Genomic DNA, 22,109 nt, shown 5'->3' with positions numbered 1-22,109 from the left:
CCGCTCTCAGATAATTGTTAGGGAAATTTTTATCGTTTGATGCTTTGCTCTCTTACATTGGCTTTATCTTGCGCGCTCTCATCTTCCAAACCCTGCAAAGGCTTGTTGGTATTGATCCTGTTCATATCCTGATCATACAGGTTCAGATTTTTGTACTGGGGATTAAGAACGGCTTTTCCTTCTATAACCCCGTCGTCCAGTTCAAACTTCACCTTAACCACGTTCCCTTTTTCCAAAGATTTTATCGTATTCTCCTTATATTCGGGCTTATCAAATACCAGATTGGACTTTTCTACAATTTCAGCGGTATCAATACCATAGTTTTTATAAAAATTCTGAAAATTATAATTCCCTTTTTCTGTTTTAGGCTCTTTGAAATCGAGCTTAACAAAGGCAGGTTCTACCTGATCTGTTTTCGGATTGTGAAATTCTATTTTCACAGAACGCCCTTCCAGAAGATTAACAGCCTCTTTAGCAGTAAAGGTGCCTTCTTTGCTCACATAAAAATTGTGGGAAAAATTTTCATTCTTTTCATTTTTCAGTGTTGCCAGGTAAGAATTAAAGAAAACACCTCCATTTTCGCTTTTATTGAATTTCAAAACAAAGTCTACGATATTTCCGGGCAGTGCCTTATCTGAAGCCGTGTTGATTTCAAACTGCTGTTTGGGAGACTCAATACCTTTTTCCAGATCTTTGTGAAGTATTGAATCTTCGCCAAAGCCAAGGTATTTTAACTGGTCTTTTAGGTATTGAACCTGATCGAATTCTTTTGTTGTTTCCATAATGTTGGGATTTTGTTTGTTATTAATTGATTTATGATGAATCAGGACCAGAAGTCTTTTTATTTGACTACTGGTAAAAGACATAGCAATGATATCATCATTCACTTGTTCTATTTTATACTGTTCTTTCTTTAGCTTTAATAGATTTTCTAATTCGCCATCTGACAGATTCATTAATTCACTGCTGCTATACCCTTCGATGGTAGTTTCCACATGGGGATTATTTTTTTCCATTTGAGGGGACGATGTTATTTCATACGTTTTCCTATCATTATTAGCATGAATTACTGATTGATCTGTATTAATGGCTTTAATGGTAGCTTTAGTTTCAGCAGAAAACCGATTAGAAAGGTCATGCATTAAGACTTTGAACGCATCCGGTGCGCTTTCGACATTAGAATCATGGACCATATGAATATCAAAATTGTACCTGTCAAAAACTGAATAAACATTTTCTAAAAAAAGGTTATATTTTTCTATCTTTATCTTATGAGATTCCTTTGCTTTCTCATAAGAAGATTCTCCCCTGTCATAAGAATCATCCGTGAAGTCGTAAAAATCAGGCTGTAGTGGCGGTTTTGTAAAAATGTATGTCAGAACTTCCTTCTTTAACGGTTCATCTGCATTTTGAAGAAATAATGCCAGTTCCAACGTCTTAATAGATTTCGGATGGGTAAAATCAAACATACTTTCCTGCTCATTTTCATAATATTGAGTCAGCATATCCTTGAGTTCATCAAGCTTCAATGCCCTGTTCTCTGCAATACCTAAATTCTCTTGCATAACATTTCGAGTACCGAGATCAAAACTTAGATTATCTTTAACAGATTCATTCTGATATCTTTTGTTTTTATTTCACCCCTTACTGATTCTATCCTTTCAGGATAAGAAACATTCATGTCATTTTTAGAATTTTTATACTCAAGAATCTCTAAAAACTTGATTTCTTTCGCCGTCAAGACTCTCTCACCATCTTGAAAAAAATGTTCAGGTGAGGTATTTTCTTTTTCTCTTACAAAATCCTTATAAGCCCGGGTTAGAGGAGTAATAGTCTTATCATACCAGCTTAGATCATTTGTTGTTCGTATAATGCCTGGATTTTGATTGTTCGTAATATGGTCTTGTAATTGTTGCCCTAAATTGATGGGTCGTAAATCAAATGGTTCTGCATCCAGTCCGTAATCAAACGTATAGCCAATAGCTTCGCATTCTTTCTGAAAAATCTCACAATCATTATAATCAAGTCCCCAGTATGCTGATTTTTGCTGCCATTTATCACAGACCGCCTTCAATTCCTCCGGAAGTAGGCTGTAATCTTCAAATAAATCCATTTTAAAATTTTATTTTGAGATTTTTATATATTCTGAAACAGTTTATCAGAGGCATCCATAGGATTATCTTCTAAACCTTCGCTTTTCTTCTTGCTCCTGCTCCTCTTCTTCTCTCATCCGGTTGGCATCTTGATAAAGATCCGGGTCGTTTACATTCAGACTGATATCAGATTTTTCTTTTTGATTAAGATTTTGCTGGGCAAGAATTCCATCAACTGTACTAATCTCTTTGGAGATAATATTCAAATCATTAGTAATTTCTTTAGCGATCTCCGGCGGAAGTTCCGCTTCCAATTTATCCTGGATGAATGCTTTAAGTTTTAGTAACTCATTTTTATATCGTCCGGTTTCAGTTGCATCTCTGAGATCAGCTATAATTGCAGTCAACTTCGTTGTATGCTTGATGAAATCAAACTCGGCTACTTTGCCGGATTCCTGATCGAAAATAAAGGCTTTCTTTTCCAGTGCCGGAAGCTCCGGTGGCAATTTATTTGAGAGTTCCTTTATATCGGAGTATTCGATTCTCGTTTTACTGTTTTTAAGAATTTCCGAGATGCTTTTGTCTCTTTCCAGGAAGATGACTTTAAGCCTGGTATTATTATCCGTGAGCTGAAAGGTTGCCCTGTTCTTATCGTTGTCAGCGACAATGGTGTATCCCTGTAGGAATCTCTGAACATCTTCTGCGCTTAGTTTTTTAGAAAATGTATAGTCTTCACCAATAATTCCATATTTTTTCAGTTCGTCTGTGGGTAAATTGCTGTTTTTCATTGTTAATTTATTTTAGTAGGGTTTGTCGGTATTATGATAAGCTGCCATGAGATGAGTGGCTTGTATTAAATCATTAAAAAAATGAGCTGGATTAATACTTTGTCCGAATTCTTTCACCGAAAAATGCAGGTGAGGCCCTGTAGAATTCCCGGTATTCCCGCTTCTTCCCAAGATAAATCCGGCTTTCACAAACTCTCCGGTCCGGTAATAAATCTCAGAAAGATGGAGGTAAGCAGTTTCAAAGCGGTTAAAGTGTCGTATTTTAATATAATTGCCTCCGCCACGTGAGTCCCAGCCAACAGCCGTTACGACTCCGTCCATGACTGCATATACATTTTCATAATATGCTTTCAGGTCAATACCGCTGTGCATTTTCCGGTTTCCGGAAATGGGATGAACCCGCGCTCCGTAAGAAGAAGTGATCGCCATCTTACCCGCCAAAGGCATTACAACTTTTGATAAAGGTTCTTTAGGCTCCTCCACAAAATCATATAAAGCCTGGGAACTTTGATTTTTTAAAAGATCCTTTTTCCGTTCAGCTCTATGCTTGGTGGCCAATAGAAAAGAATCTTTTATTTTTTCGTATCGCGCTTTTCTGCTATTGTTCACTTGACTATAGTCTTTCATAAGGATTTTCAAGGAATCCAATTCCTTTTTTAAATCCGACCTTGTCGTCGTATTGAAGACTTTTTTCCAGAAATTTTTCCCATTTTTTTGCTCAGGAGGGTTTTCTTCTTTTGTAGTTTCAATGCAGGTTTGACTATCTGGCTTTTGAGGCCGGGCAGGCATTAAGGTATTGAACTGGGCAAACAGAAAACTGCTTACCAACAGGAACACGGAGACGGCTATTTTGAAAATTTGGAGACCAATTATTTTACTCTTCATAACATTATGCTTTTACTGATTCACGGACAATTAATTCTACTTCCTTATTGATTTTCCTGAAGTTGGTCATTAAAACTTCTTCTTTGCGGTTAATTCCTGCCTTATCCACAAAGGAATAATAGGAAGGCAAGGGCGGAAGTTCCGCTTCCTCTTTTTTAATATTTTTCATATCCAGGTTGATTTTACCGTTCACAGCAGAGGTTTTGTATTCTTCGGTATCATTTTCTTCTCCCTGGGCGATCATCCCCACCATTTCTCCGGTTTTAAGTGCTGCAATTTTTCCGGCGGGAATCATATGGTCCATTTTCTCATTGATACTGGTGGTCGTACCTTGCTGGGAGATGGATTGGGAATACGACTTCTGCTTTATTTTTCCAAATAATTTTTCGAGCCAATCCAAGGTATTCTTATCCCTTGCAGAGCCGGACAGGATATTTCCGACAATGGCAGAAATGGTATCAGCCACTTCTTTCTTATAAAACTGGCGAAGCTGTGGAAGCTCCTGAAGTCCTAACATTACGGCAACCCTGTTGCTTCTTGCCGTAGCCACCACATTATCAATTTTATGGATGTAAATCGTAGGAAATTCATCGGCAATGATTCCTCCAGGGAAGTTGCCTTTTGAATTGATCAATCTTAAAGTCCTATTAATCACCGAAGAATACAAAGCAGAGTTGATGTCCTGAGTTCCCGGGTCTGACGCTAAAATAACAATGGAAGGATTATTCCGGTCTGTTATTTTGAGTTCCACTTCATCCCCTGAAAACACCCAAAAGCTTTCTTTGGTAGCCAGTCTGGATAGGAATATCTTTAATGTTCCGACCTGCCCTTCCAATTGGTCAAAAGCTTTGTTATCATAGGCTGATTTAAAAGGTGATAATAAAGAATACAGCTCTTCATGGCCAAAAAGGGTGTCAAATATTTCCTTATAGCTTCGGTTCATAAAGGAAAGGATGTGGGGCAGATCCGAATACTTTCCGTTTTCGTGGGTCGCAAAAAAATAAATGCAGGACGAAAGGAAATTAATCGCGGATTGGGTAAAGAACTGGTCTGCCCCACCACCGGAGCTGGTACTTCCTTTTTGTAGTGAAGACACCATAGCCTCTGCCATTTCCTGTGCTTCGGCTAACGTCTTTATGTACTCCTTTTTGAAAGGGTTCACTCTTTTTGATTTCTCCACTTCATTGAGATTGATAACATTGAAACTGTAATTATAATTGGAATCTTTACTTTTCTTCATTAAATAATGGTAATAAGCTATCTGCGCCAGGTCGGGAAACTTAAAATCATAAATGATGAGACAAAATCCTTTAGCTATCATCTGCCTGATCGCGGGATTGATCACTCCAAAAGATTTACCGGAACCTGGCACGCCAATAACCATCGTTCCCCGGAAGGGATTAATATTCATCCAGCCTTTATTGCTCTTCCCTTTATACCGGAATAAATAAGGAATATTAATCATCATGTCGGATTCTACTAATTCCTGGTTCTGGACAAAAGATTCTTCCTCGACATTCCATCGGTCTTTTCCCATTTTCTGCTGCATCAGCTTAGAGATGCTGTCAGCTCCCATTTGAAGAACAACCGCTCCCAAAAACGATAAAAAAGCATACACAACCTGGTAAAGACTCATTCCGGGAAATATTTTAGGAAGTAAAGGATTTCCGGCTTCCTTTTCCCAAACCAGAGAGGAAAACATCATCAGGAGTCCCAATACCATAGGAACTACTATTTCCATAGCGATATTAAGGTCTTTCTTTTTCTTAGCTTTTGTTCCTACCGCCACTAATCCTATCAATAAAAGGGTTGCCAGTTTAGCATTGACAGGAGGATAAATGAAACTCATTCTGGAAAAATTTTTCAATAAGTTGGAAACTACCGGAATATTGGCATGCAGATAAAATAGGGAAGCACAATCGAGTGCGACCACTGCATACACTGCTTTTTGTAGAAAGCCATAAATCTTGATTTGATGTTGTTGTTCTTGCATGATCTTAATTTTGTGAAAATTTTCCCAATGAGGTTCTAAAATATTCTAAAGCTTTTAATTGGATTTTTGACTTATCAAAATCTTCTTTTATCTCATCAAGTCTTTCAAAATATTTGTGCGTTTCAGCTATTTTCAAATTTGTTTCTATAATATCTTGCTTTACCTTAATTGCAATTTTTTTGTAGTGATGTACCATTAATAAAGAAGACAAGAAGAGTAATAGAGAAAAACAAAAAAGAAGGAGTGCAATGATTAATATTGTTGATTCCATAATAATTAAAAAGTATCGGCTTTTAAAATGTCCGAATAATTGATTCTCATTTCGATGGTTCTTCCCGAGAGCTGTTCTTCAATCAGGCGGATCATCATCACTTTAGAGTTCGGGTAGGTGAACTTTTTGAACACATAGATATTCCGGAAATTCTTCCTGAAATGCTTCTGAGGGTTGAGCTGGAATAATGGGGTCATCTCGATACTTTGGTTGTTGGTCGCCTTATGGATCTTTTTATCTTCTACTGAGAATTTCAAAGCTTCTATATCATAACTTAAGTTGGAATTGTTTTTAAAGGTCATATCCAGGAATATATAGTCACTGATGACATAGACATTATTGAGCTGAACACTGAGCCCCAGGTTTTTCTCTTCCCGGATCGGATTTTTTTCTGATTTTTTCTGAATAATGTCCATCGCAAATTTTCTCAGCTCAAGATTGGAGAAAACCATTTTATCAAACTCTATGGGCTGCATTTCTTCCGGCTGAATATGGTATTGGTAATGGTATTCAGGTTTTCAGAATTCCGGTAAACAGCTTTGTATTGGGCAATAAAAGACTGGCCCACCACCGTGATCACCCCGATTTGATCTCCGTTAAAGTGCAGAAATAGATTTTGGTTTTTTTCTTTGTCGGTGCTTTCGGGCTTATCCACAATTTTAACACGGGCAATCTGCGTCGAAGGTAAATCCCCGGTGAGCTGCTGAGTCGAAAGGTCCACATATTGAATGGGTTCCGGAGAAATAATATGAAGACTGATTCCTTCAGTAATTTCAAGTTCCGGTAAATCCGAGCTCAACTGCTGCTTGGTGGCGGTTTGGGCGGTAAAAAGTTGGGATAAGAAAATCAGTAGGATATACAATATGGCTTTCATTTTTTTATTTTTTTTGTTGGTTTTGTGATTCTTTTAATTGCTTTTCGTCAATCAGGAATACATAAGAGTTGTATTTCAATTTGGCTTTGTTGGTTTTAATCAGGTTAGCAATGGACTTGGAAGTGGATGTAAAAAGCTTAGAGCCAATACTGGTAAAAAATCCCTGTCCGCCCATATCCATCTGCGTTCCCTGTACGGAATTGCTCCCCATTTCCCGTATCATATCCCGGAAAATACTCTCCGGCACATACAATCCCTTCATGCCGTCGACGTCGTAAACAGATAAGTTGACCGGGTAAATTTCTCCTTTAGTGAATACGGATACGATACTGAGATTCACTCTTTGCATCGCAAATCCTGAAATCTGCCCATAGAGTATGGAACCTTTGCTGAGCTTTTTGTTCCCCACAAATATGTCTTCCAGTAACCTGAACCGGATCCGGCTTCCCAAATACCCTTTATTGTTTTCATCAATGACCGCTTTGATAAAGCTGTTTTCCTTTTCTTTGTAGAAAGCATTGAACACGCTATTGATACCGGATTTACTGACATTGAAGGTCGAATTCAGAAATTCTTCCATTTTTTCCTTACTCATTTTCAGCTTTTCCTCAGCTGCCAGCTTACTTTGGTATTCCGGGTCTCTTGCTTTTTCCAAAGAATCCATGACCAGCATCTGCTGTTTCAGGTATTTGACCGGATCAGGGTTTTGTTGAGGAGTTTGAGGAGCTGCTTTTGAATGCTCTGAAGCATAGTCATTTTCCGGTTTGCCATAGGATTTATCGTTCAGCATCCGGATAATTTCCGAAGACCGTTTGTAATCCCAGTCGTCATTCTGTTCTTTTTTAGGATTATAGTAAGAAGATAAATTTCCTTTCGACTGATACCCGTTTTGTCTTCCGGACACCGCTTTGAGCGAATCTATTTTTCTCTTTTGAGCTAATGACAACTGATCTTCGTAACTCAGCAAACTGTCCTTTTCTTTGCCAAGCCCTTCAAGCATCGTCCTGTTATCCTCTTTTTTGAAGAATGCATCATAGGCATCATTTTTACTCATAATCGAATCCTGCGACTCACCAAGGGAAATGGAGAGTTCTTTGGGCTTCTCTTTGGTTTGTTCTTCTTTGGCGAACTGGGTTCCTACATAGATAAAAAGCAGCAGAAACGGTAATGCCAGAAGGGGCAGGATGTATTTCTTCTGTTTGAAATCGAGTTTTTTCATTGAGTTTTTAATTTTTGAAATTGGTTAAACAAATATTCAATCCTCAGGCTATCTTCTTTCTGTAATTGCTTTCGGTCTCTTTTCACTTTTAAAATCTTAAGCTCTTCCACAATTTTTTTCATCTGTCTTTCATTGTTTACAGTGGGGGGCTGAGCCATCTGGCTTTTGGAATAAAGGACAGGTGGTTTAATGGTAAATACTGTATCTCTGGGAAAGAAAATCCCCTGTATCAGAGAACCTATGAATGACACTGACAAAAAAATCATCGAATAGATAAAAACCTTTTTCGGGTGATGGACCATCCATTGCAGGCATTTCTGTCCGGCGTGTTTAAATGAAGTATTCATTGTTAGTACGAATTTTTAGTTTGATTGGAAATTTCTTCATTATCAAGGATGCGCCAATTTTTAAGGATCACTCCATGCGGGTTATTGGGGCTTCGGATAATATCCTCAAAGAACCCCTCAGTAATAAGCTTTCGGGTAATGACAGATGACTTTCTTGTGATCATCTGTTTTCCGAAAAAGGCGAATTTCTTTTGTCCCATATCAAGCTTAACCGAATCGGTATGAATGCTTACCATCGAACTTGAAGCAATGATCTGGTTATAAAAGCCTTTTTCCCTAAGGTTCGTGTATTCTTTCTTTCCGCTGTCATCGATCAGGTACAATGATTTTTGAATATTATCCTTGATGTAGGTATCGTCAGGCGCCAATGTGAAAAATAACCGATGAAAGAGCTCAATCTGGGTTTTGAAAAGTTTAATTTAATTAAGCAATTAGCTCTTTCCTGCGGTAGCGACTAACTTATGCGGAAAGGGCTTTTCTCTTTCTGTTTCTATGGTTACCTCTACACTGTCTGTTTCGTAAAAACCTATTTATTTCTTAGTTCTAAATCTCTGATTGATGAAGGCTCGGGAGGAAGTTTAAGCACAAAGCATAGCTCTCCTACCCTAAGCCCATCAATTGAAATATGAATGAAATTTGTGTCCCATGAAAGCTGTAAAGCAGCAATAAGTTATACAACCTATTGTTACAATCTTGAATGATGGATTCCTTAATTACAAATCAAATAAATTTATCCTCCTGATTAGCAGACCGTTAACAATATGTTTTTTGAACTAAATCCCCTTCTTGCTGAAAATAATTTGGAAAATTAAAAGAAAGCGAGTACTTTTAAAGTGTAAGTTTAAAGTGCAATCTGCCTTTCCTTTTACTATTAAAGGAATTTCGGGGTATTTCGGTTATTATTAAAGTCATATCATAACCTGTCGCACTATTATCGTCAGATTTAGTATTGAGCTGTTAGTTCTTCATCTGCACCAGATTATTCTGGTGGTCTATGCAGAATGATTGAAAATGTCGTCCTCATAAATATAGATTAATATATGGGACGATGTTTTAATGTATGAGAAAAATTCTTGCAAAAAAAGCAAGGAGCGGTCTCACACTTTAGAGTCAAGGGTGACCAAACCCAACTTTAAAATCCTAGGATTTATAAAGCTCCAATCTAAAGTTAACGTGAGAACCGCTCACATGCCAACGCAAAAGTAGTGAACTTTTTAGACATGGAGCGATATCACGACTCTCTCGATCGGAAATTTGGTCATTTTGACTCGAGAAAACATCGTCAATTAATACCCCAGGGGCTTAATTATCAAATCGCTAAAGCAAATATAACAAAAATAATTCAAATACCAACATGTGGGTATAAAAAAAATAAAAATATGCAAAAAATAGTAGAATATAAGGTTATTTATTTCGATTATATATTCATTCAACATGTAAAAAGAATTAGAGAAAAACAAGGCTTAAGCCAAGAGCAACTAAGCTTAAAAATGGGGCTTTCTAAAAGCTTTGTTGGAAGTGTTGAAAATTTAAAGGAAAGACATAAGTACTCTACTCGACATATAACCTTATTAGCAAATGCATTGGGTTATGCAAATATTTCAAAATTAATGAATATTCCTACCCCTGAATTTGATAAGGTTAAATTAACAATCCAAGTAACTTTAAATAAAAGTGGTACTAAAACTATTAGCAGTGAGGTAATAAATATAACCCCTTTCTAATAAGAATTACGAAATAAATTAAACTAAATAATTGGGTATTATTACAATTTAACCCTAAAATATTTTTATGATTTAAAGACTGATCTAGGCTTGAAATAGGAAACTGTTAATTGATCAATATGGTTAAAATGACCTTTTAAATACTTAAATTTATTCAATAAAATGGTAACTCATAAGCTAAAAATGATAGGAAAATGATGTTGAAAAATTTCACTTATTGTATATCTAACCTTATAGTATTAGAAGATATATGTATGTATCTGATACAATAAATTGGGAGGGGGAAATCATTAATATCAATTTTCATCTCCCTAACAATGATCAAAGCTGGTAATACCAGAACTCTCGTGCTGTATGTAAAATATGCAATAGATTGCATATTTCACAAATGTGGCTTTAGACCATTATAGCGTATGAATCTAATCATAACTGTATGTGTAAAATCTTATTTTTATAATTATCAAATCATTTAATTTTTTTAAAAACTATAATTATATCCAACGGTACAGGTCATTTCATTTAGGTTAGAGTTTTCAACCGCCTGATCTGTATTTCTGAACATCTGAATAAAAGCAAGATCAAAGCTATGTTTCTTCCATGGCATATAATTTCCTCCCAATCTGAAATTCATGACATTAATATTTGCCGTTGAGCTTCCTGAATGATTATAGGATGCTCCAATACTGGTTTTCAGCTTATCTTCTTTAAGGAAAGACTTAGTAACAGTAACCGCAGGTCCCCAAATATTTGATATCTGTGAAGCGGCATAGGTATAAGTATAATTTACTGATGCCGCAATGTTCATCTTCTTTTCCGGAAAACCTAAACTGTAGTTGACATTTGCATTATGGAACCTTGAAAGCCCCCCTCTTCTTACAATACCGTTTTCCCTGTTGACCATCTCGTTTAAGGAATAGTTGATATTGACATTCTGTACTTTTTCCTTGCTGCTGGAAATAATATAATTAACATTAATGTTTGTATTCTGCGAGATCTGCTTATAATCTATCGAATCCTTTGGTTGCTGAATAAGCAGCGGATTATTATTAATGTTATTGAACTGGTTAAGCTGTTTATTGGTAAACATCGTAAAGTTCGAGTAGCTTGCTGTAATCATTAGCTTATCTGATGCTTTAAGATTAGCGTTCACCGCTCCTACCCAACGGCTCGTCTGCTTAAATTTCTGATTATCCAGATTATCCCGCTGTCTTCCTATATTGGCAGAAAGAGCTAATCTGTCTTTTAACAAAGTAAAAGAAGAATTAAGCGTGATATTTTCCAGATCATTATTGAAATAATAGGCTCCTAAAGTTTTATATCCCGGATCTATTCTTTCATATTTTACGCCTACCATTCCTTTTTTAAGCTTAAGGTTTACTCCGCCATTATACGCAGAGTAGCTTTCCATAGATGAATTAGGGGAAAGAAATCTGGCTGCAATTCCCTTTTTTTCTGCACCATTAGCAGTTGCTCTTAAATCATTAACCAAGGCTGTATTAGCATATTCCCCGAATACTTCCAGGTTTTTATCGATCATAAAACTTCCTGTCATGGATAGTACCAGATTCTCCTGCGGTAGTACTCCTTTTGCATCGGGAGCTGTTGACAAAGAACCCACATAATCTTTTGCATAAAAGCCGATCAATCCTAATTTATATCTTTCTTTCTCCCATTTTAAATGAGCACCATATCCCATTCTTTTGTAAGCAGGAATCGTATTGGGGTTTCCATCATCTTCTACTGCTTTGTTAAGCCTTCCTGTCATCAAAGCTACTTTAAGAGGCATGTTAGGGTTCAGCTCCAAGCCAGCACCGGTAAATAACAATCCATTAAATGTATAAGGGGAAAATGTCATATTGGCATCACCGATATAAGCTTTTATCCACTTGTATTTTGGTGCAATACTTATTCTGTTGAATTTAAAAGGAACCTGATACCCCAACTGACTTCCTTGATTGGTGAGACTATAGGATATAGGCATAGACCATCTGTATAATCCCAAATTAAGGTTCCCGTTCAGAAAGTAAGTAAACGGAGCTCTTCCATTATATACATTGGAACTGTAAAAAACTGAATTCGCAGAAACTCCCCCACTTATTTTAAAAGGATTTTTCTTAAGCTCTTCCATTGTTCTTTTTCCGATATTTTCAAGATCAACTTCCTGGGCATTATTTAATGTAAATGCTGAAGTGAAAAATACTAAAGCAATGCTTCTTACATAACACTTTTTCATATAAGAAATTTTAAGGTTGCTTTTGTACTTTGATATCTACTAAAATATACGAATTCAATCCGTTGGCTACAAAGGCTTTGATTTTAACAGCTCCTTTCCTTCCATCAGAAGTCTGAAAAAGAATTACCCTTGGAACCACAGAATTATTGAAAGGAGATTTTCCAGCATTGGTTTCTGTAACCGTAATGGTATTAAAATCATTTCCGGCATCCAGGGCATCAAATCCTGATGAAGAAAGCTGTGTTCCAACCAGTTCCTGTGAGTTGATCACTTTAGTATGAGTAACATTCGGAATAGCTAAAAATCCATTATTCTGGACTTCATCCGGTGATATAAACTGGTTATATATAAAGGATGAATTCAATCCAAAAAAAGCAAAATCTATTTTTGAACCATTGCCAGCATTTACTTCATTTTGCTTAAGCACAGTTCCCAATTCGGATGAAAAGAAAGAACCTACCGTTGAACTGGCACTGCTTATTCCCAGCTGAATATTTGAAAATGATAACAGATTGGCATCGGGTAAAACGGTTACCTGTTTCTGTAAAATCTTAGTTTCTTTATCATTCGTTGCTTTCAAAATAATAGTGTACGTTCCCGCTGACGGCAGGTTGATATCAGGACTTGCTGATGTGGAAGCTGCAGGATTTGCACCGGCAATAATCCATTCATATGTAAAGGCATTAGTCGACATATTATTCAAGTGTAATAATACCGGAGCCTGGTAATCATTATCAATAGGATCAACAGTCCAGTTAAAATCTATCGTCATTGCCGGCTTAATGGTAACTGTCTTCTGAGTTGAATAAGTTTCCAGTCCATTGGAAATTGTTAATTTAATAATATGGTCGCCCGGAGTTGTAAATGTTACATCAGGGTTTGGGGCATTGGAAGTTGCAGGACTTCCTCCCTCAAACTCCCAAAGGTATTGTGTAGCGCCTAAAGACTTGTCTATCATATGTAAGGTTACCGGAGAAATATCACTGCCCTGCATCTGCCATTCAAAGTCTACATTCATTGCAGCATCAGCTTTTACCTCAATTTCTTTCTCGTCTACATTTCCATCTTTATTGGATGCCTTTAGTTTTATTTTATAAACTCCGGGACTGGCATAAGTAATGGGTAAAGGGCTTTTCTCTGTAGAACTTGTTACTGAAGCTCCATCAAATGACCATTGATAGGTCTCCGCTCCTGTTGATTTATTGGTAATTTCCACTTTTACAGGCACGGAATAATCATCGTTTATCACTTTTATACTAAAATCAGCCTTTACCGGAATACTTTCTTCCACTGCACACGCATTAAATGCAAATGCGAGTACAGCAAAAAGAAGGAAGTATATTGTCTTTAGATTCTTATAAAATTTCATTTGTTAATTTTTAGTTTGACATGGTTATTATTGTACAAGCATTTTCTTTACCAATGCCTCATTACCTGTTTCGAGTATAATCAGGTAAGATCCACCAGGAAGCGATGTATTGAACGGTACTGAAAAATACGTTGATGGAGTCAATTTAGTAGCAGGATAGACTTCATGGGAAATCATATCAATAATTCTGATATTAATAACCGCTGCCTTATCCAGCCCTACCAATACTTTAAACACTCCATTATTTGGGTTCGGAAGAATGGTAAACTCCCTAACATTAGAGGCTTTATCAGGATTCAGGTTTACTCCTGTAGTATTTTCTTCAACAATTACTTTTTTATAGAATGTCTTTTCACATGCTCCCTGAGTTCCTTTCAGACCTATTTCATAAGCTCCAAGCTTAGAGAATTTCAGTTCTAAAAAATCCTTTGTTTTATTAATAACCTGGATATCCGGTGTATCAGGAATTACCCATTCTACTGTTTGCGGCTGTGTTGGAGAGGTATTAACCAATACTACGGTTGCTTCTCTGTACGCATGAGTGGTCAGCATAAACTGTGGATTCAAAACTTCTGAAGAGTTTTTGATTATTACGCTGTCAGTAGCTGTACAACCTTTTGAATCTGTAATGAGTACAGTATAAGTTCCCGCATTGGATAAAGTAATTGACGGATTTGTAGAAATTATATTTCCATTTTGATCTTTCCATTGATAGGTTGCTGCCGGATCACTAATCGCCACATTATAAATTTGGCTGTCTCCTAAGCACAATGTAATGTCCTTTCCTAAATTTACAGTAAGCTGTGCCGGATCTGTTAACGTGTAATTTCTGAAAATACTGCATCCATTGGCATCTGTGACTGTAACTGTATAAACTCCTGAAGGAATTGATGTATTATTCAGTCCTGTTACTCCATTTGACCAAACAATATTGTATGGAGCTTTTCCTCCTGAAACCTCTATTTTAATTTCACCGTTATTGGCACCAAAACATATGGGATTCTGTACTGATAAATCATTAATTAATAACTGATCCGGCCCTTGAATCTGGACACTTCCGCTTACTTTACAGTTTTTCGTATCATTAACCAACACAAAATAGTTTCCTGCCGAAAGGCCTGTTACCGTAGGTGTCGTATCATTGGTATTCCACTGATAGGTGTATCCACCCGTTCCACCTGTAGCAGCGACGGAAACCTGACCACTGCTTTGGTTATAACAGGCAATTGTATTGGCAGAGAGTGTAATGGCCAGTTCTGCAGGAAATACTAAAGTATATTGTGTATCTGCCATATTGTTATTGGCATCTTTTACCAATACTTTATACGTTCCTGTCGTAAGATTTCCTAATGTTGACTGTGTAGCTCCCGGTATATTTTGGAAAAGTCCGCCATTTAATTTTTGCCACTGATAGGTATAGGTTCCTACACCACCTGTTACGATAGCTTTCAGGATCCCATCTTCTGCCTCATCCGGAACTCCATTGTTATCCAAATCCGGTTTATACTGGTAATTATTGGCTATATTACAGGATATCTGTTTGTCAACCTGAATGTTAACGGTAAGAGGATCTGGCTGGCTTACAATGAATTCCTGGGAGATAATTCCACAATTACCCAACTGGCTTGATGCATTGGCATAATTTTTATCTTTTACGGTCAGATAATAGTTTCCGGCCGGAAGTCCATCTATCTTAATGGTATAAGGGTTATTCACCAAATCAGTCGTAATTCCTGTAGTGATTACAGCACCCGTAGGGCTGTCTTTTCTCCATTCGAAATTGTAAGACCCATCTGTATTTGGAGTTCCGCCGACCACTCTTACAGAGATGTAGCCATTGCTTAGTCCATACCCTGTTGGCTGTGAAATATCAACCTCAGCAGGTGGAATTGCAATAGCTGCGCTAGGTTGGGTAATAGTAACTGTAATTTCTTTTTCAGCACCATTTTCCTTGGCTACACAAAGATTGGAATCTCTTACTTTGATTTTATAAATTCCTGCTGCAAGGTTTTGTATCTGGGTAGTATTTCCATTGGAGAAATTCGTCCAGTCCAAAAAAGGCTGTCCATCTTTGGTTACTTTATATTGAAACTGGTTTTGCCCGCCTGCTGCAGTTAAATTGATAACCCCGTCACTTCCCTGAAAACAATACACATTGGTTTGCGAAGTCATAGAAAAAGTAACCGGAGTGGGTTTTGTTATCTCAAAATTAATGGTGTGACTGGGACTATCCGTATAGGTTGCATTTCCGCTATATGTTCCCAATAAATCTAATTTATAGGTCCCAGGTGGTAAATTCTGTAGGGTGTATGAAGTACTGGTCTGCAAATCATTGGTAATATCCTGATTAAGTACTGCCGCACCTGTAACTGTATTCACTAAGGATATCTTTAATGTCTCACCTGCTACGAGTGTTCTGTCGAAGTTTAAAGTTACCGTACCATCTGTAGTATCAAAACATTTGGTAGGAGTGACCGTACTTGAAAGCACATGTGGAGCAGATTTTGTCATGGTTAAAACTACGGGCGAAGAAACTGCCTGATAAACTCCGTTGGACAAGCAAGATGCCACTCTAAAGTAAATATTTTGCCCAATATACTGGGAATAGTTATTTCCAAAGAGATCTTTTGCAGACACACTCAGTTTATTCAAATTGGATAAAGAAGGATCAATATCGATCCAGTTTACATTATCTAAACTGTACTGATAATGATATAAATTGGCTGCAAATCCCTGTCTTGCATATAAATTAATTTTGTCCTCAGAAGGCAAAACCGTATTTGTAGCTCCTGCATCGGTTAATGATACTAATGTATGAACAGGGGTTACCTTCATCTTATATGATATCCATGTCATTCTCGGTGAATGGGTATCAACGTTGTAATTGTTCTCATTACATATATTGATGGCATCATATTGGTCATAATTCGCATCTGTACCGGTTCTGAAGTTCACAAATCCCTCAGTATGGGCAGTAACAGGAAGCTTTGATGAAGTTTGCGGAGGGCTTAATGTCCAGTTATTCTCATTATCCCCATTATTGGCAATAGGTCTGAAATACAAATCTTCTGTGGAATTATCATTATAAATAACCGTAATGGTGACATGAGAGCTCGTACTGTTTTTCACTCCGGCATTAACACTGTAGTTAAGACCATATAATTCAATCTTATATTCAGCCTGTCCTCCTTGCCCCCAAAGGAAAACATTGGTTATTATTAATAGCAGTAATAAAAATTTTTTCATTGTTTTCGTATTGTATTTGTGTCCTAATATTCGATTGTGATTTTTTCAGTTTTAGCAACCTGATTGCTTTTCAGCATCGGTTTTATAAGATACGTGTAAGCATTACCTACCTGAACCGATTTATCTTCAAGAAAATTCTGGGCTCCATTGAGGGTTCCCCACATCGTTGGCTTTTCAGTACCTTTCTGGCGATACACTACAATTTCGCCAACGTCTTTGCCGTTGATTTTCCAGTTTAAATCAATTTGTTTTTTATTTCTATTGGCTGAACCTGAAAGATTGATCAATACTGATAAAGCTTCAATCCTGTTGCTTCTGAGGGTCATTTCCTGAGACTTATCCGATTTCAGTTTACTTTTATCAACTGCCAACAAATAATACGTGTAGCTTTTATCAGCTTCCACATCTTTATCGGTGTACGTATAGTCAGGTTTAATTTCCTTGGTTTCATAAATCATTTTCCAGCTTTTGTCAGCATCATCCTTTGCCTTACGGAATAATTGGTGAACCTCAACATCATCGCTATGGCTTCTCATCCAGTTAATGGTAATTTTACCGTCATCTTCCAATTTATATTCTGTGAAAACCGGGGTTTGAGGCTTCACTTTATCAGGCTTTTCCAATTCAAGAATGACTGATGGTTTAGATTGATTTTTTCTTCTGTCTGTTGCTGTCACATAATAATATACCTTCGAGTTAAGGTTTTCTAAAACAACCTTATCTTCAAAATGATTTTTAGTAATTGCCTGAGGTGTTACACGCACCAATTCGTCTCCTTTTTGAATTCCTCTGAAAATATGATAGCCTTCCAGATCTTTTTCTGTATTGGCTTTCCATTTCAAATGAGCAACTCCCAGTGAATCTATTTTCCCTTCAAACTGTAGTGGTGTTTCGGGAGGGGTCATATCGTTGGGCTGGGCAAGAACCGAGAACGATTCTCTTTTGTCACCGGCTTTACCAATGGCCTGTATTTTATAATAATTGGAGGGTGCCAAGCTTTTTGTAATTATGCTTCTGCTGTTTACAGGAATTTTATTTTTGATCACTTTATAGGTGTTCTGCAGATCTGTTTCCGAATGAAGCAATTCAAATGAAGCAATATTTTTTTCGTCTTCTTGAGGGAATTCCCATTCAAGTTTGATTTCTTCATTTTCATCAATAATAAAATCTGAGATTCTTGGTGTTGCCTCAAGACTTTTCTTTCCAGCACCTGAAACCACATCGGAATAAGGACCATAATCTCCAAAGATTGTTTTCCCACGGATACGGTAGCTGAATTTAGAATTATTCTGAGCTAAAGAATCCACAAAGGTCATTCCCTGCACCTGTCTTCCATCATTGTCATTCATATTCATCACAGGAAGATCTCCTAGGGGTTTGAAACTGCTTCCATCCTGTGCTTTCTCAACATAATAGGCGGTATACGTATCTCTTAATTGTAGATATTCCCATGAAAGAGTAACGGTTTTATCTTTAAATATTCCGATAAAGTCTAATGGTTTAGGAAGTTCATTGTTTGATGAAACAGCCGCTAAAGCATCTCCTTTTTGAACTAATAATGTCCCTTCAGAAGTATTGATACTTACTGTATAAAGATATCTTTCATTAGATTTTACGTTAGTATCTGTAAAAGCCCATCCAGCCAGTTTGGCTACTTCAAAATCCAGATCGGCAGCCATTAATGCATAGGCAAACCGCTGCTCAACTTCCTGAGATTTGTTGACCACACCTTCAAGTTTACCTTGCTTCTCTCCCATTTCCACTTCAAAACTGTCACCGAAAAGAGATTGTGCAACAATGGCTGCATTATCATTTTTCTCAACAATTTTTTTCCATTCGTTTTCGGAAGCGGGCTTGAAGATTCCCAAATCTTTTTCTTCTGCTTTTGGAAGAACCTTTCCGTCACGGGAAAGGGTGAATCTTTTTAATGAAAATCCGATTTTGTTGGCTTTTTGCCAGGCTATAGGCTCATCTACCGCCCAACGTAAAGAAATACGGTCTTTCTTACCGTCTACTTTTAGACGGATGTGAGGAATGATGGTTTTGTCTTTATCCTTTTGCTGTCCCCATAAAAAAGGAAACGAAAACAGCAATAGCAGTAATAAATATTTATTCAAAATAGGTTGTTTTTTTAATTTCATACGTGTTGCGTAATGGTTATTCTAAAATGTAGCTCACAAACTCATCCTTTTTATCTGAAGGAATATCATTATGTGGCGATTTCAAAACCATAGTATTCCATGGTTCCCATATATTAGAAAGTTCTGTGTTCGTGGAATGATAATGTTTCAAAATTCCTTTAATAAAATAGTCCTTTAAAGGCATTTCTAAAACTCTTTCAACTCCATCTTTGGTTAGAACTATTTTATATTTCAATTCATTTTTATCATTAATATGAAAAGTAAATATCCCGCTATCCCAAGAACTCAGATATTCTAAACCTCCATCATTATCATATTGTGTTGGGATAAGACCATTATCTTTTTCAAATTCAAAAATCATTGACATCATTCTGTCGTTTGCCCAATGGGGAAAGACGTTTGCATAATCTATCAAATTTTCGTTTGCTTTTTCACTTTCCCACTCATATAAACTCGAGTATGTCCCATCCTTTTTAATTTTATAGATTGCCACGTTAAATTTTTCTTCAGTGTCAATTTTAGTTTTAAAAAGTTCATAAACTTGATGCTCATATTTAAATAACTCTCTCCCATCTAATGAAGTATATTTTTTATCATCATTATCGTGATACGATATGAAAACATCGTAGCTTCCCCCAAGAGTAAATATAAATTTCACTTCTAATATATCGTAAGGAAATTCATCATAATATCCATAAAAAGCTTTCACTACAGTTTTCATATTTATCATAAATTATTCTAAAATGTAACTCACAAATTCATCCACTCTGTCATAAGGAATTCCAGTATGAGGTGACTTAATTTTCAAAGTATTACCAAGGTCTCCATTCATCAGAAAGGATTGTATTCGTTATCTTATGATGTTCTAAAATCCCATCTATAAAATAATCTTTTAATGGCATTTCCAATACTCTTTCAACACCATCTTTGGTAAGAACAATTTTATATTCCAATTCACTTTTATCATTAATATGAAAAGTAAATACTCCACTATCCCAAGAGCTCAAATATTCTAATTCACCATCGTTGTCATATTGAGTCGGCAGTAAATTATTATCTTTTTCAAACTCAAATATCATAGACATCATTCTTTCATTTGCCCATTGAAAAAATACATTAGCATAATCAAGTAAATCTTGATGTTCTTTACCCATGTCCCACCAATATTTATCGGAAAAAGTACCATCACTATTAATCTCTATTCTTACATGATTAAATTTTTGTTTAGAATCCTTAAGTTCTTCAAATCTTTCAGCCATTTCTCTCACAACACTTCTTATAGGTTTATTAGAAACTAATGACTCTACGTACCTATTATCTTTCTCATATTGAACAATAAAATTGTAACTACCCTGTAATGTGAATATATAGTCGACAATTAATTTGTCATACTCAAATTCCTTGTAGTAATCTTTTATTTCTGAGACTAAATGATTAATATCCATTTCAATAATTAATCTATTCTAAGATATAAATTACATACTCATCCACTTTATCATAAGGAATACCAGTATGAGGAGATTTAATTACTAATGTATTCCATGGTTTCCATACATCAGAAAGGATTGTATGGGTTATTTGATAATGATTCAAAATTCCTTCTATAAAATAATCTTTCAAAGGCATTTCTAGGACTCTTTCAATCCCATCTTTGGTAAGAACGATTTTATATTCCACTTCATTTTTTTCATTAACATGGAAAGTAAACACCCCGCTATCCCAAGAACTCAGATATTCTAATTCATCGTCAGCATCAAGCTGTGTAGGTAATAAATTATTATCTTGCTCAAACTCAAAAATTAGAGACATCATTCTTTCATTTGCCCATTGAAAAAACACTTCTGCACCATCCAGCAAATCTTGTTTTTCTTGTTCTGAATCCCAAAAGTATTTTTCTGAATATGCACCATCTGGATAAATTTCAATTATGGCCGAATTAAATTTATCTTCAGTTGAAAATAATGAATTATAACGTTCATATATTTCATCAGAAAACGCCCTATATTCTTTTGGTTTAGGTCTAAAGGAAACTTGCTCATTATTAATAACTTCATAAAATCGAGTACTAACTTTTTCTTCATTTAGTTTTATAATCACAATCACTTGATTACTACTAACATAATTTCTTGTTGCTTCTATTAATTTATTTATTGATTCCATTTTCTTTAGGGTTTTTTATAATTATCAGATAAAATATCATCCAAAGTCCCATCTTTATAAATTTCAACATCAACAGATGTAGGTCTTTTAGAATTTCCATTGAAATTAAATTCCATAACAGCTTTTACTTTCACCGAAGGATTGGCTTTTTTATAATCGGACACTGCTTGTTCCATTTTGAACCACGCACCGTAGCTATTTTCAGGAGCGTTTTGCGAAAAATAGTTAATTTGTTCACTTGGTCCTCCCCATTCATTTCTGAAAATATGTCCACCATCATCACTTCCTACAACCGCAGTAACCTTTTCTCCATCTACATCAATTTCTACCAGATGATGCCATTTTCATCAACTGATTAAGAATCTTTCAACTTAACGTAATTTAATTTCTCTAATTTTTCATCTAAATATTTTATAAAATCATACTCTTTAAGTCCTATATCATATTTTTCCCAAGGAGAAATTAAATTTTCATTTCTATTAATATAGAATTTAATCAAGTTTAATATTTCTTCTCTTTCAAATAACTCACCGTTATAATTTTCAATATTCTCAAATTCTTCATAATTATTAATTATATTATATATCAATAATAATTGTTGTTTAAAATTATTTTTTCCAAATAATTTTATTGAGTTTTCCAATTTGGAATCAGATAAGTCTGCAAAATTAAAAATAGGCGTATAAAGTTCATAAGGTTCTCCCCATTCAAATTTCTTCTCTTCAATTTTACAGCTAGGCACTGTACTATCATCTATATAATTCAT

General features: G+C 36.0%; 21 protein-coding genes. 1 reads left to right on the top strand and 20 read right to left on the bottom strand.

What is annotated here, in order from left to right:
- Positions 1-29: 29 nt before the first annotated feature.
- The 11 genes from ACM6F9_RS16450 to traK all read right to left on the bottom strand — a co-directional run bounded on the left by ACM6F9_RS16450 (position 30) and on the right by traK (position 8,868).
- Positions 30-1,565 (bottom strand): hypothetical protein, encoded by a 1,536-nt coding sequence (locus ACM6F9_RS16450; protein WP_414846711.1) that lies wholly within the window; start codon positions 1,563-1,565, stop codon positions 30-32.
- 26 nt (positions 1,566-1,591) lie between these two features.
- Complete coding sequence (locus ACM6F9_RS16445) at positions 1,592-2,113, bottom strand: hypothetical protein (RefSeq protein WP_414846710.1); 522 nt, start codon at positions 2,111-2,113, stop codon at positions 1,592-1,594.
- A 63-nt stretch (positions 2,114-2,176) separates the two neighbouring features.
- Positions 2,177-2,881, bottom strand: coding sequence for a hypothetical protein (locus tag ACM6F9_RS16440; protein WP_414846709.1), 705 nt, complete (start codon positions 2,879-2,881; stop codon positions 2,177-2,179).
- Positions 2,882-2,893: 12 nt separating this feature from the next.
- Positions 2,894-3,766, bottom strand: a complete 873-nt coding sequence (locus ACM6F9_RS16435; RefSeq protein WP_414846708.1) for a M23 family metallopeptidase — start codon at positions 3,764-3,766, stop codon at positions 2,894-2,896.
- Between the two features lie 4 nt (positions 3,767-3,770).
- Complete coding sequence (locus tag ACM6F9_RS16430; protein ID WP_414846707.1) at positions 3,771-5,759, bottom strand: type IV secretory system conjugative DNA transfer family protein; 1,989 nt, start codon at positions 5,757-5,759, stop codon at positions 3,771-3,773.
- Positions 5,760-5,763: 4 nt separating this feature from the next.
- The gene (locus ACM6F9_RS16425) at positions 5,764-6,030 is read right to left on the bottom strand and encodes a hypothetical protein (RefSeq protein ID WP_414846706.1); all 267 of its coding nucleotides are present in this window, start codon (positions 6,028-6,030) and stop codon (positions 5,764-5,766) included.
- Positions 6,031-6,035: 5 nt separating this feature from the next.
- Positions 6,036-6,506, bottom strand: a complete 471-nt coding sequence (locus ACM6F9_RS16420) for a DUF4138 domain-containing protein (protein ID WP_414846705.1) — start codon at positions 6,504-6,506, stop codon at positions 6,036-6,038.
- A complete protein-coding gene (locus ACM6F9_RS16415; RefSeq protein ID WP_414846704.1) occupies positions 6,494-6,904 on the bottom strand; it encodes a hypothetical protein in 411 nt (136 codons plus the stop codon). The genes ACM6F9_RS16420 and ACM6F9_RS16415 overlap by 13 nt, the downstream gene beginning before the upstream one ends.
- A 4-nt stretch (positions 6,905-6,908) precedes the next feature.
- Positions 6,909-8,123, bottom strand: a complete 1,215-nt coding sequence (gene traM, locus ACM6F9_RS16410) for a conjugative transposon protein TraM (protein WP_414846703.1) — start codon at positions 8,121-8,123, stop codon at positions 6,909-6,911.
- Complete coding sequence (locus tag ACM6F9_RS16405; RefSeq protein WP_414846702.1) at positions 8,120-8,470, bottom strand: hypothetical protein; 351 nt, start codon at positions 8,468-8,470, stop codon at positions 8,120-8,122. The genes traM and ACM6F9_RS16405 overlap by 4 nt, the downstream gene beginning before the upstream one ends.
- A 2-nt stretch (positions 8,471-8,472) precedes the next feature.
- The gene (gene traK, locus ACM6F9_RS16400; RefSeq protein ID WP_414846806.1) at positions 8,473-8,868 is read right to left on the bottom strand and encodes a conjugative transposon protein TraK; all 396 of its coding nucleotides are present in this window, start codon (positions 8,866-8,868) and stop codon (positions 8,473-8,475) included.
- 822 nt (positions 8,869-9,690) lie between these two features.
- Here traK and ACM6F9_RS16395 point away from each other — a divergent pair.
- The gene (locus tag ACM6F9_RS16395; RefSeq protein WP_414846701.1) at positions 9,691-10,194 is read left to right on the top strand and encodes a helix-turn-helix domain-containing protein; all 504 of its coding nucleotides are present in this window, start codon (positions 9,691-9,693) and stop codon (positions 10,192-10,194) included.
- 478 nt (positions 10,195-10,672) lie between these two features.
- Here the strand turns inward: ACM6F9_RS16395 and ACM6F9_RS16390 are convergent, their stop codons facing one another.
- From ACM6F9_RS16390 to ACM6F9_RS16350, 9 genes are all read right to left on the bottom strand, one after another.
- A complete protein-coding gene (locus ACM6F9_RS16390; protein WP_414846700.1) occupies positions 10,673-12,427 on the bottom strand; it encodes a hypothetical protein in 1,755 nt (584 codons plus the stop codon).
- Between the two features lie 10 nt (positions 12,428-12,437).
- Complete coding sequence (locus ACM6F9_RS16385) at positions 12,438-13,796, bottom strand: PKD domain-containing protein (protein WP_414846699.1); 1,359 nt, start codon at positions 13,794-13,796, stop codon at positions 12,438-12,440.
- A gap of 27 nt (positions 13,797-13,823) precedes the next feature.
- Positions 13,824-17,042 (bottom strand): hypothetical protein, encoded by a 3,219-nt coding sequence (locus ACM6F9_RS16380; RefSeq protein WP_414846698.1) that lies wholly within the window; start codon positions 17,040-17,042, stop codon positions 13,824-13,826.
- 23 nt (positions 17,043-17,065) lie between these two features.
- Positions 17,066-19,159, bottom strand: a complete 2,094-nt coding sequence (locus ACM6F9_RS16375; RefSeq protein ID WP_414846697.1) for a hypothetical protein — start codon at positions 19,157-19,159, stop codon at positions 17,066-17,068.
- A 40-nt stretch (positions 19,160-19,199) separates the two neighbouring features.
- Complete coding sequence (locus tag ACM6F9_RS16370) at positions 19,200-19,904, bottom strand: hypothetical protein (RefSeq protein ID WP_414846696.1); 705 nt, start codon at positions 19,902-19,904, stop codon at positions 19,200-19,202.
- Positions 19,905-19,995: 91 nt separating this feature from the next.
- Positions 19,996-20,628 (bottom strand): hypothetical protein, encoded by a 633-nt coding sequence (locus tag ACM6F9_RS16365; protein WP_414846695.1) that lies wholly within the window; start codon positions 20,626-20,628, stop codon positions 19,996-19,998.
- A gap of 13 nt (positions 20,629-20,641) precedes the next feature.
- Positions 20,642-21,343 (bottom strand): hypothetical protein, encoded by a 702-nt coding sequence (locus tag ACM6F9_RS16360; protein WP_414846694.1) that lies wholly within the window; start codon positions 21,341-21,343, stop codon positions 20,642-20,644.
- 5 nt (positions 21,344-21,348) lie between these two features.
- The gene (locus ACM6F9_RS16355; protein ID WP_414846805.1) at positions 21,349-21,666 is read right to left on the bottom strand and encodes a DNA/RNA non-specific endonuclease; all 318 of its coding nucleotides are present in this window, start codon (positions 21,664-21,666) and stop codon (positions 21,349-21,351) included.
- Positions 21,667-21,698: 32 nt separating this feature from the next.
- Complete coding sequence (locus ACM6F9_RS16350) at positions 21,699-22,109, bottom strand: hypothetical protein (protein WP_414846693.1); 411 nt, start codon at positions 22,107-22,109, stop codon at positions 21,699-21,701.

Source organism: Chryseobacterium sp. IT-36CA2 (assembly GCF_949767875.1).
Taxonomy (GTDB): Bacteria; Bacteroidota; Bacteroidia; order Flavobacteriales; family Weeksellaceae; genus Chryseobacterium.
The sequence above is the reverse complement of the archived record's forward strand: the minus strand, read 5'-3'. Positions and strand labels throughout refer to the sequence as shown.

What these genes read in the sequence shown, in the direction of transcription:
- ACM6F9_RS16450 (WP_414846711.1), bottom strand. Translation starts at nt 1,565, where the DNA reads ATGCAAGAGAATTTAGGTATTGCAGAGAACAGGGCATTGAAGCTTGAT.
- ACM6F9_RS16445 (WP_414846710.1), bottom strand. Translation starts at nt 2,113, where the DNA reads ATGGATTTATTTGAAGATTACAGCCTACTTCCGGAGGAATTGAAGGCG.
- ACM6F9_RS16440 (WP_414846709.1), bottom strand. Translation starts at nt 2,881, where the DNA reads ATGAAAAACAGCAATTTACCCACAGACGAACTGAAAAAATATGGAATT.
- ACM6F9_RS16435 (WP_414846708.1), bottom strand. Translation starts at nt 3,766, where the DNA reads ATGAAGAGTAAAATAATTGGTCTCCAAATTTTCAAAATAGCCGTCTCC.
- ACM6F9_RS16430 (WP_414846707.1), bottom strand. Translation starts at nt 5,759, where the DNA reads ATGCAAGAACAACAACATCAAATCAAGATTTATGGCTTTCTACAAAAA.
- ACM6F9_RS16425 (WP_414846706.1), bottom strand. Translation starts at nt 6,030, where the DNA reads ATGGAATCAACAATATTAATCATTGCACTCCTTCTTTTTTGTTTTTCT.
- ACM6F9_RS16420 (WP_414846705.1), bottom strand. Translation starts at nt 6,506, where the DNA reads ATGCAGCCCATAGAGTTTGATAAAATGGTTTTCTCCAATCTTGAGCTG.
- ACM6F9_RS16415 (WP_414846704.1), bottom strand. Translation starts at nt 6,904, where the DNA reads ATGAAAGCCATATTGTATATCCTACTGATTTTCTTATCCCAACTTTTT.
- traM (WP_414846703.1), bottom strand. Translation starts at nt 8,123, where the DNA reads ATGAAAAAACTCGATTTCAAACAGAAGAAATACATCCTGCCCCTTCTG.
- ACM6F9_RS16405 (WP_414846702.1), bottom strand. Translation starts at nt 8,470, where the DNA reads ATGAATACTTCATTTAAACACGCCGGACAGAAATGCCTGCAATGGATG.
- ACM6F9_RS16395 (WP_414846701.1), top strand. Translation starts at nt 9,691, where the DNA reads ATGGAGCGATATCACGACTCTCTCGATCGGAAATTTGGTCATTTTGAC.
- ACM6F9_RS16390 (WP_414846700.1), bottom strand. Translation starts at nt 12,427, where the DNA reads ATGAAAAAGTGTTATGTAAGAAGCATTGCTTTAGTATTTTTCACTTCA.
- ACM6F9_RS16385 (WP_414846699.1), bottom strand. Translation starts at nt 13,796, where the DNA reads ATGAAATTTTATAAGAATCTAAAGACAATATACTTCCTTCTTTTTGCT.
- ACM6F9_RS16380 (WP_414846698.1), bottom strand. Translation starts at nt 17,042, where the DNA reads ATGAAAAAATTTTTATTACTGCTATTAATAATAACCAATGTTTTCCTT.
- ACM6F9_RS16370 (WP_414846696.1), bottom strand. Translation starts at nt 19,904, where the DNA reads ATGAAAACTGTAGTGAAAGCTTTTTATGGATATTATGATGAATTTCCT.
- ACM6F9_RS16365 (WP_414846695.1), bottom strand. Translation starts at nt 20,628, where the DNA reads ATGGATATTAATCATTTAGTCTCAGAAATAAAAGATTACTACAAGGAA.
- ACM6F9_RS16360 (WP_414846694.1), bottom strand. Translation starts at nt 21,343, where the DNA reads ATGGAATCAATAAATAAATTAATAGAAGCAACAAGAAATTATGTTAGT.
- ACM6F9_RS16350 (WP_414846693.1), bottom strand. Translation starts at nt 22,109, where the DNA reads ATGAATTATATAGATGATAGTACAGTGCCTAGCTGTAAAATTGAAGAG.